15 protein-coding genes are annotated in these 14594 nt (G+C 45.5%); 4 read left to right on the top strand and 11 right to left on the bottom strand.

The features are described from left to right. Positions 1-71 precede the first annotated feature (71 nt). From AYJ58_RS09510 to AYJ58_RS09475, 8 genes are read right to left on the bottom strand one after another with little or no spacing between them, the layout of a single operon-like run. Positions 72-1358 (bottom strand): SAM-dependent methyltransferase, encoded by a 1287-nt coding sequence (locus tag AYJ58_RS09510; protein WP_106649915.1) that lies wholly within the window; start codon positions 1356-1358, stop codon positions 72-74. A gap of 1 nt (position 1359) precedes the next feature. Next, positions 1360-2184: a DUF1365 domain-containing protein gene (locus tag AYJ58_RS09505; RefSeq protein WP_198555647.1), complete on the bottom strand. Its 825-nt coding sequence runs from the start codon at positions 2182-2184 to the stop codon at positions 1360-1362. After that, positions 2181-3431 carry an NAD(P)/FAD-dependent oxidoreductase gene (locus AYJ58_RS09500; protein WP_106649914.1) on the bottom strand — a complete coding sequence of 417 codons (1251 nt, stop codon included), beginning with the start codon at positions 3429-3431 and terminating at the stop codon, positions 2181-2183. Before AYJ58_RS09500 ends, AYJ58_RS09505 begins: the two co-directional genes overlap by 4 nt. Further along, positions 3428-4228, bottom strand: a complete 801-nt coding sequence (locus tag AYJ58_RS09495) for an SDR family NAD(P)-dependent oxidoreductase (protein ID WP_106649913.1) — start codon at positions 4226-4228, stop codon at positions 3428-3430. The genes AYJ58_RS09500 and AYJ58_RS09495 overlap by 4 nt, the downstream gene beginning before the upstream one ends. Continuing rightward, entirely contained in the window at positions 4228-4674 is a 447-nt protein-coding gene (locus AYJ58_RS09490) for a nuclear transport factor 2 family protein (RefSeq protein WP_106649912.1), read from the bottom strand. Before AYJ58_RS09490 ends, AYJ58_RS09495 begins: the two co-directional genes overlap by 1 nt. Before the next feature lie 23 nt (positions 4675-4697). Continuing rightward, complete coding sequence (gene phrB, locus AYJ58_RS09485) at positions 4698-6200, bottom strand: deoxyribodipyrimidine photo-lyase (protein ID WP_106649911.1); 1503 nt, start codon at positions 6198-6200, stop codon at positions 4698-4700. Beyond that, entirely contained in the window at positions 6187-7197 is a 1011-nt protein-coding gene (locus AYJ58_RS09480) for a MerR family transcriptional regulator (RefSeq protein WP_106649910.1), read from the bottom strand. Before AYJ58_RS09480 ends, phrB begins: the two co-directional genes overlap by 14 nt. Before the next feature lie 59 nt (positions 7198-7256). Beyond that, on the bottom strand, positions 7257-8210 hold the full coding sequence (locus tag AYJ58_RS09475; protein WP_106649909.1) for a YbgA family protein: 954 nt from the start codon (positions 8208-8210) through the stop codon (positions 7257-7259). A gap of 301 nt (positions 8211-8511) precedes the next feature. Here AYJ58_RS09475 and AYJ58_RS09470 point away from each other — a divergent pair, with 301 nt between their 5' ends. After that, on the top strand, positions 8512-9018 hold the full coding sequence (locus AYJ58_RS09470; RefSeq protein ID WP_106649908.1) for a hypothetical protein: 507 nt from the start codon (positions 8512-8514) through the stop codon (positions 9016-9018). 24 nt (positions 9019-9042) lie between these two features. On the opposite strand, the gene AYJ58_RS09465 is transcribed toward AYJ58_RS09470, so the two are convergent. From AYJ58_RS09465 to AYJ58_RS09455, 3 genes are read right to left on the bottom strand one after another with little or no spacing between them, the layout of a single operon-like run. Further along, positions 9043-9327, bottom strand: coding sequence for a heavy-metal-associated domain-containing protein (locus AYJ58_RS09465; protein WP_106649907.1), 285 nt, complete (start codon positions 9325-9327; stop codon positions 9043-9045). Further along, positions 9324-9641 carry a hypothetical protein gene (locus tag AYJ58_RS09460; protein ID WP_310796077.1) on the bottom strand — a complete coding sequence of 106 codons (318 nt, stop codon included), beginning with the start codon at positions 9639-9641 and terminating at the stop codon, positions 9324-9326. The genes AYJ58_RS09465 and AYJ58_RS09460 overlap by 4 nt, the downstream gene beginning before the upstream one ends. Positions 9642-9657: 16 nt before the next feature. Then, positions 9658-10800, bottom strand: coding sequence for a transglutaminase-like domain-containing protein (locus AYJ58_RS09455; protein WP_106649905.1), 1143 nt, complete (start codon positions 10798-10800; stop codon positions 9658-9660). A 561-nt stretch (positions 10801-11361) separates the two neighbouring features. Here AYJ58_RS09455 and AYJ58_RS09450 point away from each other — a divergent pair. The 3 genes from AYJ58_RS09450 to AYJ58_RS09440 are packed head-to-tail and all read left to right on the top strand — an operon-like array spanning position 11362 to position 14520. Then, positions 11362-12438 carry a porin gene (locus tag AYJ58_RS09450; RefSeq protein ID WP_106649904.1) on the top strand — a complete coding sequence of 359 codons (1077 nt, stop codon included), beginning with the start codon at positions 11362-11364 and terminating at the stop codon, positions 12436-12438. Between the two features lie 7 nt (positions 12439-12445). Further along, positions 12446-12856, top strand: coding sequence for a phosphate ABC transporter substrate-binding protein (locus tag AYJ58_RS09445; RefSeq protein ID WP_106649903.1), 411 nt, complete (start codon positions 12446-12448; stop codon positions 12854-12856). Between the two features lie 44 nt (positions 12857-12900). Further along, on the top strand, positions 12901-14520 hold the full coding sequence (locus AYJ58_RS09440; RefSeq protein ID WP_106649902.1) for a methyl-accepting chemotaxis protein: 1620 nt from the start codon (positions 12901-12903) through the stop codon (positions 14518-14520). The last annotated feature ends 74 nt before the right edge of the window (positions 14521-14594 follow it).

Here is a 14594-nt window from a genome sequence, read left to right as displayed (position 1 = left end):
CTTTTATCTTGCTACAACTACAGCGAAAATTTCATTTAAACGGATGCACCTAAACGAACTACTCTCAACGGCTAATCTAGCCGGATTGCCGCAGGAACAGCCTGGCTAGGCTGACTATTGCCTAGAACACGATAGTCCGGACGTACGGCAACTAAATGTACTGTGCTTGTGGTGCGTTCTAAAAATCCACCTTCACAATAACTTAGGTAGAATTTCCACATGCGGATAAAGTCTTCGCCATAACCTAAGGTTTGGATTTCACCCACGGCATGATCGAAATTCTCATGCCAATGCCTCAGCGTTTTAGCGTAATCGAGCCCCATATCATTGAGCGACCAGACCACCATATCCGTCTGTTTGGCAATATGACCGACCATTTGACTGACAGAAGGTAAACAGCCACCGGGGAAAATATAGCGCTGAATAAAATCCACACTTTTGCGATAGCTGTCGTAACGTTGATCGGCAATCGTTATCGCCTGTAGCAGCATGCGCCCATGGGGTTTTAACAGTGATTCCAGCTTTTTAAAGAAACCCGGTAAATATTCATGCCCTACTGCTTCAATCATCTCGATAGAAACAACCCTGTCGTATTCACCCGTCAGATTGCGATAATCCTCGGTCAGCAGTGTCACTTTATCGCTCAGGCCTTCGCTTTCAACGCGCGCTTTGGCATAGGCGTATTGCGCATCTGAAATCGTCGTCGTTGTCACGTGCACGCCATAGTGCTTGGCCGCATAAATAGCCAGTGCGCCCCAGCCAGTACCAATCTCAAGCAAGGTTTGACCTGGCTGTAAATCGAGGCGCTCGCAGATAGTCATCAGCTTAAACAGCTGGGCTTCCTGCAAACTGGCTTCCTCATGGGGATAAAGCGCACTCGAGTACAACATTTCACGGTCGAGGAATTGCTCGTACATGGCATTACCCAAATCGTAGTGGGCCAGAATGTTGCGCTTCGAGCCCTCCTGCGAGTTACGATTCAACACATGCTTCACGCGGTTTATCGTGCCGGTTAACCAAGAAAACTTAGCTTCAATCCTATCAAGCAAGGCTAAATTGCGGGCAAACAGTTGCACGACTTTGGTGAGATCTGGGCTCGTCCAATGGCCTTGAATATAACCTTCTCCCGCACCAATAGAGCCTGAAAGCATTATTTGACGATAAAAACTGGGGTGTTTAACCACAAGCGTGGCATGTAAATCGGTATGACTCTCACCAAAACGATAACTCTTATCGCCCTCAACTAAGGTCAAGCAACCGTGGGGCAGACTTTCCAGCGCCTTGAGCAAGACTTTACGCGCAATACTGTCGGGCAGTTTCCCTGTGGCGACTGAGGTTTGCGAAGCAGTATTTTCCATGTTATTTCTCCATCTGAGCTGGATGCGGCACAAAGGGCACACGTTTGAAAAAGAGTTTCAGCGCTTGCCAATAAATCCCGAAGAAGATCTTGAGAGTCATAAAAGGAAAGCGAAATAAAAGCGTCCGTAAATTGGCCGCCGTGATCGGTTGGCGTTTCATCATTAGATTGGCATTAAACAGTTTTTTACCATTCTCTTGCATCGACTTGTTTTCAATACCAATATTTAAGTCTTCACTCGGCGCAGCCACATGCCATAGATAACGCATATCAAGGGTCATAAAGGGGGAAACGTGAAACACTTTGTCAGAAGGTTTGGGCGCGGCTACATCTACTAAATAGCAATGGCGTTGATCCCAAGGCGTGTTACTCACCTCGGCCAACATGTATAAAGGCGTTTTATCTTGATAACAAAAATAGAAATTTACTGGGCTGAAATACACGCCAAAATGACGGATCTGACCCACAAACAGAACTCGGTTACACTGCTTATCAGCACCTAACTCGGCCACTTGCGCCAGCACTCGACTCTTAAGTGCCGCGGCGCTCGGATCGGCAACTGCCACTTCACCGCTGTTATTGGATTTAGTCGTAAAAGACGTTAAATAGTCTTTCGGATTAAATCTCAGTAAAGCGCGGCGCTGACTGGCAAAAATTCGCCCCATGGCACTGATCCTATCGACTTCATCTAAGTCTATCGCCAGCAGCGCCATGGCATAACTAAAGCTGTGTTTAATCGGCGTAAAACGGCTGTGAGATACAGTGCCGTAATAAATGCCGCTATTGAGTTCTGCCATATTTAAGCTTGTCACATTTACATCGGTCATAGGCTGACACCAAAATGGGCGCATACATCCAGTGCACTGCGAACACCATCTTCATGGAAACCATTGTGCCAATAAGCTCCAGCAAAATGGGTATGATTTTGCCCGGATATTTCCTCACGGCGGCCCTGCGCCTTAAGGCTAGCTTCGTTAAACACTGGGTGGGCATAATTGAAGCGGCGTATTACTTTCGCCTCATCAATCAACTCAGACTGATTTAAAGTGACACAAAATGTCGGCGCGGAGGCTGGCAACTGCTGCAGTATGTTCATGTTGTAAGTTACTGACGCTGGACGTTTTAGATTGCCGTCAAGCCGATAATTCCAACTCGCCCAAGCCACTTTTCGCTTTGGTAAGATGCTGGTATCCGTGTGCAGCACCACATCGTTATTCTGGTAGCTAAGGTCGCCTAAAATGGCGCGTTCTGTTGGCGTGGGGTCGTTTAACATCCGCAGTGCTTGATCGCTATGGCAGGCTAAAATCACCTCATCAAATTCCAACCATTCACCGTGGACTTGTAACTTCACCCCATTACCATGGCGTTCAATACCTGTCACGGGGGAGTTTAGGCGAATATTGTCTTTAAAGGGCGCAATAAGATCTGGAATATAGCTGCGCGAGCCGCCTTTTAGCACATACCACTGGGGCCTATCACTGACATTTAATAAACCATGGTGCTGGAAGAAACGAATAAAAAACTTCAACGAAAACGCGCGCATATCTTCTATGCTCGAAGACCAAATCGCCGCACCCATGGGCAAAATGTAATGTTCAGCGAAAAATGGTGAGAAGTGTTCATTGTCTAAATAATCACCTAAGTTACCTTCGGGATAAATATCCTGTTGATAGAGTGCCTTACAGCCTTTATTGAAGCGCAAAATTTCTTTTAAAAAGGCCCAAAAGCGTGGATTCAGGAGGTTACGCTTTTGGGCAAACAAACTCGCTAAATTGTGGCCGTTGTATTCAAGCCCAGTCAGCGCATTGTGCACGCTAAAACTCATCTCAGTCGGTAATATGGTGACATTAAGGCGAGCTAATAAACGTTCAAATCGTGGATAGGTTCTGTCATTAAACACGATAAAACCTGTGTCTATGGCGTAGGTTTGGCCTTGGTGCTCCACATCGACTGTCGCCGTGTGGCCGCCGATATAGTCATTGGCCTCAAACACTGTAACCCTGTGCGACTCACTTAATAGATGGCCACAGGTTAATCCAGAAATGCCGGTGCCGACGATGGCGATATTTTTCATAAACTCTTGTCCTTAAGCGGCTTGGCTTGAGTATCGTTTGCAATCATTTTTTGCCAGACAAAGGCAGGTAAAAACGACATCAATTTCAATAGATAAGTAAAGCGTCGCGGAAAATGGATCTCACGCTTGCCACCTTTAAGCCCATTGCGGATTGCCTTAGAAGCGGTTTGCACACTCACTTGCATTGGCATAGAAAAATCATTTTTTGCGGTCAGTGGCGTCGCCACAAAGCCAGGGCAAATCAAGCTCACACCTATGTCGTTCTTGGCAAGGTCGAGCGCGAGACTCGAAGCGAGATACTGCACGCCAGCTTTAGAGGCGCCGTAGGCTTGCGCACGAGGGAAAGGTAAATAAATAGCGCTGGAACTCATTAAACCAATACGTGAACCCCTTGGCATTAAAGGTAAAAATGCGCCGAGGCAATATCCCATCGCAATTAAATTGGTATGGACGACGCGCTCGAATAACACATCATCAAAAGCCTTTGCATCGTCTATGTACTCACAGCTGCCCGCGTTCAAAATCACTAAATCGAGCTGACAATCGGTTTTCGCCAACAGCTCAGCTAAATCGTTGCCAGCTTGTTGAACTTGGTCGCGCTTAGCTATATCGAAAATAAACAAGGTGGCGCCAACGAGTTCATTTAAGGCTAACGCCTCTAATCTTTCTTGCGATCGACCACAGGCAATGACGTGCCAACCTAAGGCTAAATAATCCTGAGCCAGTTGCAGCCCAATGCCTGAGCTTGCCCCCGTAATCAGCACGGTATTTATTTTCATCGGCTTAACAGCGCTCATTATTTTGCCGCCCTGTCTTTAAGCAAACGGATAAGCCCGCCCATGCAAGGCAAATGCTCGTACAACATTTGCCCTAAGTCGAAGTAATCCCTGTGAAAATAAATCTTGTCGTTGAACTTAAGTTGGCTCATGCCGTCAACACGGATAAGTTCGCCTTTATTCAACTTAGGGTGGCAATACTCCATCTGCCAAAACAGCGCGGCTTGATTTGCATCCTGCTGCACTTCTTTGATCTCAAACTGAATATGCTTAACATTCTTGTATAACTTCGCGAAGTACTGAGTTAACGACGCAAGCCCTGTGATTTGGTGCATAGGATCGGTAAAGCTAATACTGTCGTCGTAAACTTGCCCCAACAAATGCAAGTTATCTTTATTCAAGGCTTGATAAAGCTGAATAAAATCATCAACAAGCGTATTAGTCTCAGTCGTCGCTTGGTTTGTCATCTGGTTATTGCTCCTGATCCTATTTATTGGGCCGCGGCCTTTTTCAATACGCCTAATACGGTTAATGCCCTTGCTCTTGCTGCACTATGCTCGACAATCGCACTTGGATAAGCCGTTTGAGTGTTGAATAACGGCTGTTCAAACAAGGACGGTGTCTGCGCTGTACTGGGTTGATGTAATTGCTTAATTCCCCGAGATGCGAGCTCTGGTAAGTATTTACGGATGAAGCTGCCATCTGGATCAAACTTTTCACTCTGGCTTATAGGATTAAAAATTCGGAAATAAGGCTGAGCATCGCAGCCACAACCGGCGGACCATTGCCAGCCGCCATTATTCGCGGCTAAATCACCATCGATGAGCTTTTGGCGGAAATAACGCTCGCCCCAACGCCAATCAATCAGTAGATGTTTAGTCAGGAAACTCGCCACCACCATACGCAAACGGTTGTGCATCCAACCCGTTTGATTGAGTTGGCGCATAGCCGCATCCACAATCGGATAGCCAGTACGGCCTTCACACCAAGCGGCAAACTCCTGCGGATTGTTGCGCCACTGCACATAGTCGGCTTGACGATTGAAATTATGATTCTTAGATAAGTCGGGAAATGCCACCAGCAAATGTCGATAGAACTCACGCCAGGTAAGCTCATTTAACCAAGTGCGAGCAGGGCTAGTATCGTCGACAATCACCTCGGGGAAGTGATGCAGCAACGCGGCAACGCATTGTCTTGGGCTAACGACGCCAATGGCTAAATAGGGTGAAATTGTGCTAGTACCATCGATGGCAGGGAAATCCCTATCTTGCTTATAATCCTGCACTTTTTGTTGGATAAATGCAGAAAGCAAACGCTTTGCCTGCCCTTCTCCCGCAGCCCAAAGTTCACTCGATACTTTAGTGACATGGTTAAACAAATGCGGCTTTGGCTCGGTCAACACAGGTCCAAGCGGCGCCGGAACTGGAAGCGGCAAAATGGCATGGCGAGCGGCAATTTCTCGCCACTTACGGCTAAAAGGAGTGAAAACCTTGTACATGTCGCCAGATAAATTCAGCACTGTGCCCGGCTTTAGCAAACAATGCTCATCGGTTAGCACCAGAGGAATCCCCGCCTGAATACAGGCTTGGTCGCGCTGTTGCTCGTTAATCTCAGGCTCACTGCCGGCAAACACGCGGTCAATCCCCTGTTGCTGGCAGTAATCACTGATAAACGCTGGCACATCGGCAAAGGTATCTAACTGAATTAATTCGAATGCAATCCCCAAACTCGCCAGCCCTTGGGCAAGTAAATTAATGTGACGTTCGATAAAATCTAACTGAATGGGCGCCACATCATGGCGTTGCCACTGGGTTGGCGTAGCGATATAAATCGCCTTAAGTGCCACGCCATTCGCCCGCGCCCAATCGCAAGCGGCGGTTAATGCCTGATTATCGGCAAGGCGTAAATCTTGGCGAAACCACATCAGTGCATTATTGCCCTGCACTTCTATTCGCATTGAATCTACTGGCATTGAATCGTTAACTGATGTCATTGTTTTCTCCACTATTGCCCTGCTCGCTTTTCCCTTTGCCTTTGTGACTTCTGTTAGTCTTCCCCACTGATCGAGACGCCATTTGTCCAATCAAGTCTGTCATCAAAGGCGCCCAGAAAGCCGATAAGAAAGTCAAGGTCGGCGCAAAGGGGCCAACAAATCGACAGGGGAAATTCATTTGTGCCAATACTGAGAGCATTTCAGCCTGCTCAGAACCCGAATGATTTGGATCAGGCATAAGCAAAAGCGCATCGACGTTAAGCCTGCCCTGCAGTAGCGGTAAACTGCCTATGGCCTGCTCACCTAGGTCGATTACCGATACTCGAAGCGACGCTAACTCGAGCGATAGCAGCAAAGAAAACAAGCTTTTAGTACGGGCAGAATTAGGCGGCGTGGCCGCGCCGCGTGATAACTGCACCACAGCCATTCGCGCCGCAATGGCTTGCCCACCAAAGACATAGCGCCCGCCCACGCGGCTGAGTAATTCGCTTTTTAACCAAGCGACAATCAATTCGGCATCGAGCCGCTCATCAACTAAGTCATCGAGTTGATTGAGCCAAGGTTGCAGTAACTTTTCTTTTACTAATTGAAAAGGATATAAGCCGAATGCATCGTCTAATATCTGCTGCAACTTATGCTGATTGAAGTCGAATACTGCCGTATTCAAGGCTGTTATTTGCTCGTCGCACAGATCGACAACTTGGGATTCAATCATTTCACTTGATAATTTGGCGGCACTCATCAACAAAGGTTTAACCTTGCTGATCGCAACGCCTTTAGCTAACCATGCATTAATTTCATGGATTTCTTGGATATTTTCACTCGTATATAATCTGTGTCCCTTAGGCGTACGCGCAGGGATCACTAAACCAAAACGGCGCTGCCATGCCCTTAAGGTCACGGCATTTACGCCCGTGAGTAGCGAGACTTCACCTATGGGGAGTAACACGCCATCATCGGGTTCATCGTTAGTCATAGACTGGGTATCTTGTTTCATATTTCAGCAATAACTCACTCAATTCAAAGCTAAAACTTCGCAGTACGACAAAGCCAATGCTAATAGGCATAGCGCAGCTTCAACGCCTCTGGATGAGGATTTAGATACACTTGCTCTTCAATGTAAGGCGTTGGGAATTCCCGCAGATAATGGTTGATAAGCGTGATAGGCACTAACAGAGGCAATAGACCTTGGCGATATTTCATAATTGCTTCAGACAGTTCTGTCTTTTGCTCTTTGCTCAAATGCTTTTTAAAGTAGCCCTGAATATGCTGCAGCGTACTGGTATGATTTTTACGGGTCGCATTGATTTTCAGCGCCGTCATAAAGCCTTCAAAGTAACGGGTTGCGCTTTGTTCAAGATCCTCAATATTGGCCACTATCGGCCCAAGCTCGCGATACCATGTAGGGCTATGCGCCATTAACAGGTATTTATAGCGGGAATGAAACTTGACTAACTTATGCTTAGTCAGCCCTTCATACTTCATCAGGTGCCAATCGTGGTAAGCATAAACGCGGGTGAAAAAGTTCTCCCGCAGCACCATGTCATGCAAGCGGCCTTCTTCTTCCACGGGCAATAATGGATATCTCTCCATCAACTTGCGGGCGAACACACCAATCCCCGACTTAGAGCCATTGTTAGTGCCAATTTTGTATTCTGTTACCCGCTCCATGCCGCAGGTTGGCGACTTAGCGCAAAGCAAATATCCGCCAAGGAAATCAAGCTCTTCAACCTTGTTTTCGCTGTATTCATTGAGCTTATCGGTCACATCTAAGCTACCGTCACCGCTCTGAACTAAGATGGTTTCACCATCACGAACTAGACGAATACTTTTACGGGGCGCACCTAGGCCAATCGCCATTTCCGGACAGATAGGCACATAATCAAAAAATTGCTTAATTTCTTGATTACAATAGGTAGAATTTTTATGTCCGCCATCAAAACGAACCTTCTCCCCTAATAAGCAAGCACTGATCCCAATCTGAATTCGCTGCGGGTTAAACTTGTACATAAGTCGACTCCTTGTATCACTATGCTTTTAATTACGGACCATAGTTGTACAAGGATCAAGTTTTTGTATAAATATTTTTTAAAAGCCTCACTCGAGCATGACTTCAGGTAAATCAATCACAGAATAACCCAACATAAGCGCCAAATTAGCCTGAGTTGGCCCCTAACTTGCTTATAAAATACAGCGTCATCATTAAATTAGTTGAAACGACCATTAGCACCATTTAATCGTGCCGTATTAAGGCCAAAGGTGGCTAAAGGACTTAATCACAACTACTGGGCCATACCAAAAGGAATCGGACATGAGCACAATCAACCCCAACAGCTATACCAATCCCTATGCAAATTTGGCACTCACGCAACTCAAATCAAGCCAGAGTAATCAAGCTAATGATGCCACTTCGATTGCATTAACGGGTCCCGCTGTTAGCCAAGATACTGTCACCCTCTCCTCATCTGCGCCTGTCGCGACAGCCGATACCTATAGCCATCTCGCAGCTAACGCCAAACAAGGCTATACGGGGAATGTGCAAGCCATTGCTGGCAAACCTGAGTCAGATAAAAGCACCGACAAATTGGCTGAAGCCATGCAGGCGATCCTTGATAAGCGTACAGGTATCGATAGGGAAAAACTGAAACAGTTAGAGGCTGAAATGGAAAAAATTGCCAACGATGAAAGCCTGTCTGAAGAAGAAAAAACCAAGCAACTAGAGTTACTACAAGCGCAAAAGATGGACCTGATTAAGGAGTCTTCAGAGAAAAATGAAGAGAGGCAGCGCAGAGTCGATCCCGAGGTGTATTACAGCTAATAAAGCCATGTTAGGCCAAGACGCTTAAGCTTGTTTCTCTATCTTGTTAATACTGCCCTTGTAACCCGTTTCATCAACGGCCTTAAGCAAATTATCAAGATTAAAATCCTCTGGCACAGTCACTATTGCCTGTTCGGTTTTCAACGAAGCCTTGGCCTTAATCACCCCATCGGTTTTACGCAGGGCTTTATTCACGACAGTGACACACAGCGGACATGTCATGCCCTTTACATCTAAGGTAACCAGCACGTTTGCCGCCCAAGTGGGCGCAGAGCACAAACTCAAGGCAAGAAATAACACTAATTTCATTCAAGCACCTCTAATAACCAAGGTAATACAAAAGGATATAACTGGAATGCCAACACAATAGGCACTGTTAACCAGTACAGCCACAGCATCTGAGTACGACTCAACGTCGCAGTACACAGTGGTTTTTTAGCAAAATAGAGCCGCCAAAATCCCATCAGGATAAGCCCAGTCGACAGAATCAACATGGGCACTTGCAGCCAGCTCAGCTGCTCAATCCCCGACAGGCTCGCGGCCGACACTCCGAACACCAGATAAATAAGCGGGGCGATACAGCATAGGCTTGAGGCAACCGCAGCAACCACTGCGGCGACCATAGTCGCTAAGAGTCCCTTAGCGTTGTTCGGTTGACTGGTAGTCATAGGCAAATACTTTTGGTTCATAATAATTCACGGGATCGCCATCGACTTCGGCATAAGGGTAGCCAAAGTTATTCAGTGGTGTCTGCTCGGCTTCAGGGAATAAATCAAAGTCGCGGCCATAGTTAAAGCCAACCCAGTTCATTTCCCAGTTACCAAAGAGGTAATCATTCACCGCCTGAACCTCAGGATCGCTGTGTTCTTTTTTCTCCGTTAAACGCATTTTAGTCACATCGGCAGGATCGGCGGGCAACCAACCATAACCCACTAAATAGAACATAGCGCGGCAATGTTGACCACCACTGACATCGGCAAGCCCTTTTTCATCGGCGCTACCAAAGGCCTTTTTAGAATAATGACCCATCTTGATAGCCTGACCTAAGCGAATGCCAAACATTTCACGGGCAGGGATACCCACAGCGCGCATTAGCGCCACAAATACCGAGTTAATGTCGGTACACTTGCCGCCTAACTTACCACTTTCTAATATGCTGGCCACATCGCCTGTACCACAGCCAATCACACTATTGTCGCGGAACATATTGGCGCTAACCCAAAGGTAAATCAGTCGCGCTTGTTTCAGTGGCTCAGTTTCGCTACCGACGATTTTATCCGCCGTTTGCTTCACAATACCGTTAATCGGCATATGTTTAGTCGGCAGTAAATAACGTTCTACATCCGCAGGATAGTGGATGTGTGTTGGCGTGCGATAGTGAGTCAAAGCGCCGCTCTTAAGCGGTTCCCAATCTAAGGTTTCAATATCTAACTCAACTGTAATAGCCATGCTGGCTTTGGCATCTGGCCAAGTCGCAAACAGAGTTTTAGCGCCATAACTGTTGTTTGAGCTGATATAGGCATCTTTAAAACTGCCGGTGAAATTCAGCTTACTGACCCGTTGGAATTGTGTGTCTTCAGGCAAAGGGATCCACAAGTTAACCACGCCCTCAGAGCCTTCAGGAGCAACAAGATGGTAAGTGTTTGTTAAGATAAAACGGCGGCGTCCATTGCTTGAGCTAGGTTCAACGACACTCGATTTAGAGGAAGATGCCAGTACTGGCGCGATAAAACCCGCAGTCGACAAAATAGCCGCACTTTTTAAAAAATTGCGTCTTTGCATTATGGCATTCCTTTTATTGGATCATATTAGAAAGAAGAGAACTCAACATCACAGAGCAAGATTATAGGTTCTATAGCCCTATGCAGCAATCAAGCCCTATTTAGGCTGCTCACCATACAGTACAAAGACAGTAAATCGGAGAAAAAGACGCAGTAAAATATGCCGCGGCGCTTACGTACTCGTGAAAATGGGATAAATGTCGACTTTTCTTGGAAGAGCAATTTTAGAAGACTAAAACAAGTATCACTCGTATTACATCTATAATCTCACCGCAAAAATATCAACATTAGTCGAATGTTAATATTTATGAGGGAGATAATTCCCAGTTATTTATAATGCCAACGTACAAATTTCTCATTTAAAAAATGAGTCATTCGCATGGCCGAACTGTATTTACAAAATATGCTCTACACCATTTTATCTGCAAAAAATGAAACAGAATTCAAATTACGAAACGTGACTTAGACCACTATGTTGCAGAAATGTTCCACGAAAGTTTGCGTAAATTCACACCTGTTCTAGGCTTAAAAACGAATATACCTCACTTTAAAGGGCTTTTTTATGAAACATAAGTTTTCATTAGGTCTTTGCTCACTCTTACTCAGCTCCACCGCTTACGCAGAAGTGAACATTTCAGGCTTTGCCTCAGTAGTCGCTGGTCAAGTTCTCGAAGGTTCTGGCGTTGCTGAGTTTGATTTAGGTCCCACCTTTCTCGCCGACTATCCACTCGTTGGTGCCTACGATGAAGATATTAGCTTTAAACCGGATACCTTATTTGGTATCCAATTTTCTGCGGATTTACTCGAAGGTTTATCAGCCACTGCACAGGTCGTTTCACGCGGTGCCGATGATTTTTCAGCAAGTTTTGAATGGGCTTATTTATCCTATGTGATTAATGACCACTGGACAGTACAAGGCGGTAAAAAACGCCTTCCGCTCTACTATTACAGTGATTTCTTTGATGTTGGATATGCCTATCCTTGGATACGTCCACCCGCAGATAACTACACATGGCAAATATTTAACTACACAGGTGTTAGCGCGCTATATAACTATTTAATTGGCGACTGGACCATGTCAGGGCAAGTCTATTACGGTAGCGAAGATAGTGAACCCAATAAACTGTTATCTGACTTTTTCTTCCTCGAAAATACCCGAGAAGTGTGGAAGGACATAGGCGGTATTGTTGTTCAATTCAACAAAGATTGGTTAGATATTCGCCTAACACATATGCAATACACGAATGAACGTTATATTGGTGGAATTCAGCAGGAATGGAATGGCAGCACCCAACGTTCAGGCAAGTTTTATGGCCTGTCAGTTAACGTAGATTATGAGAATTTCCTTTTTTTATCTGAGCTGAACCGTTTAGATCTCGATGGGAGTAATCTAGATACTTACTTGCTCACTTTCGGCTACCGTATCAATTCAGTAATGCCATACATTTCCTATTCGGACTTCAATGAAGGTAAAAATCTCGAAGTGCACCATACGAGTTCAGTAGGAATACGTTGGGATTTCCATCCCTCGGCAGCCTTTAAAATTCAATATGATGATGTTAAAGATGACGGTGGCCCAGGCTTGAAAATTGCGGGGGATTCTAAATCCATCAGTCTTGGTATTGATTTAGTATTTTAGGAGAGATATGAAAAAATTACTTTGCTCAATCCTACTCAGTTTAGTCTCAATGCCATTATTTGCTGGCGTAGTCGTCATAGTGAATCCCAGTAATGCGGATGCAATAGATCAAAAATCAATCGAGAATATTTATTTAGGAAAAACAAAGACCTTCCCCGGAGGAGCCCAAGCAGTACCAGTCAATCTTGACAGCGCTATGCCCTTAAGGGAGACATTTGACACTAAAGTACTGGGCAAGTCATCCAGCCAACTTAAGTCATATTGGTCACAGAAAGTGTTTACGGGCAAAGGAACGCCACCCAAGGAAGTCAGTAGTGGGGCGGAGATGATAAAATTAGTTGCATCTAACCCTAATATTATTGGCTATATTGATAGTAGTGAGGCCAATGATTCGGTAAAAGTTATTGCCGAGTTTTAGATTGGAGTGCCGGGCTTTAGCTCGGCACAACTTGGGGGCAAGGGATGAATTTATTTAATAACATTTCTATTTTTAAAAAAGTTATCGCGATATTTATTTTAGCAGTCATCATTTTCGCTTTAAACTTAAGCATTAGTGTTATCTCCATAAATAAAAATCGCACCACTCTTAACTATATGGAGCAGCAAGTTTACCAAAGGGTTGAACTCGCCAATCAAAACGTGTTTTTTATCCAACGACTCGATGAGCTTTATACTCAATCCGTTTCTTTTGCCGACGAAGACCTGTTAACCAACGCAGGTACTATGTACGAATCTTTACGCAAAAACCTCCAACAGTTAGACAAGGTCGATCCCTCACAAGCCAATCAACTCAACAATCTATCGGCGAAATTAACCCGTTATAACGACATGACGATTAAGCTAGCTAAAGGCATGCTGGCAGGTACGATTGATATGGCAAATATTGGCCAAATCAGCCAAGAAAAATCCCAAGCCTATGAAGCCGTACTCAATGAAATACAAAACTACAAACAAGACAAAGTACTCGAATTCAAACAATCAATAAAAGAAGCGGGTGACAGATCGGAGCAAAGTTTATGGCTCACCCTCTCCATAGGTATCGCTTTGCTGATCGTGATGTTTATTGTCACTATCGCCATTGCACGCGCCATTAGCTCTTCTGCCCGTAATGTTGCCCAGTCATTGAGTGAGCTCGCCGATGGTAAGGGTGATCTTAGCCATAAACTTAACGTATCAGGTAGCGATGAACTCGGCCAAGTATCGAGTAACTTCAATCGATTCCTTGGGTTACTCGGTGATTCGATTCGTAGAGTAGTGAATGTTACCGATCCCTTGCTTGCAAGCTCGCACTCACTCAAACAGCGAATGGAAGATGCAACGCATGCAACCCAGAGACAAAGCCATGATGCCAGTGCTGTGCAAGTTTCAATGGAAGACATGCGCCACTCCGTCATCGAAATTTCGCAAAATGCGCGCCAAGCCGCCAGTGCTGCCCAGATCGCCGAAAAAGAAGCCATGCAAGGTATGACAGTCGTCCAACGGACTATCGATATTTCACAGGAATTAAATACGGGGATTCAGGCCGCTTCTAACTCGATTAATGAACTTGCCAGAGACACTGAAAATGTCACCTCTATCTTAAATGTGATTACCTCGATTGCTGAGCAAACTAACCTGTTGGCACTGAACGCCGCTATCGAAGCTGCCCGCGCGGGTGAGCAAGGACGGGGCTTTGCCGTGGTAGCGGATGAAGTCCGTGCCCTCGCCTCTAAAACCGCAGATGCAACCACAGAAATTCGTCATGTGTTGCAAAACCTTAAAACGGCGGCTATTTCTTCGGTTAGTACCATGAATGTGGCCATGTCTAAATCATCAGAAAATGAAACCAATGCCCAAAATACGGGCAGTGCATTGAAATCGATTCAGCAGCAGATTGTCAGTATCAATAGTATGAATACCCACATTGCCTCGGCAACGGAAGAGCAAGCCTCGGTTGCTTCTCAAGTGGTCGATAACGTCGTCAATATGAACGCTTCATTCGAACAGACATTGCAAATTCTGTCGCAGGTTCGCAATGTTTCTGAGGGATTAGTCGATTTTGCCGATGAACTGAAAAACGCCACCTCACAATTTAAACTTTGAGGACGACTTATGATGATTGCTTGGGATCATGGCTTGTCATGATTGCTTGAAATGATGGCTTGATATAATTGTCT

Source organism: Shewanella sp. Pdp11, from assembly GCF_002838165.1.
Classification (GTDB): domain Bacteria; phylum Pseudomonadota; class Gammaproteobacteria; order Enterobacterales; family Shewanellaceae; genus Shewanella; species Shewanella hafniensis.
The sequence above is the reverse complement of the archived record's forward strand: the minus strand, read 5'-3'. Positions and strand labels throughout refer to the sequence as shown.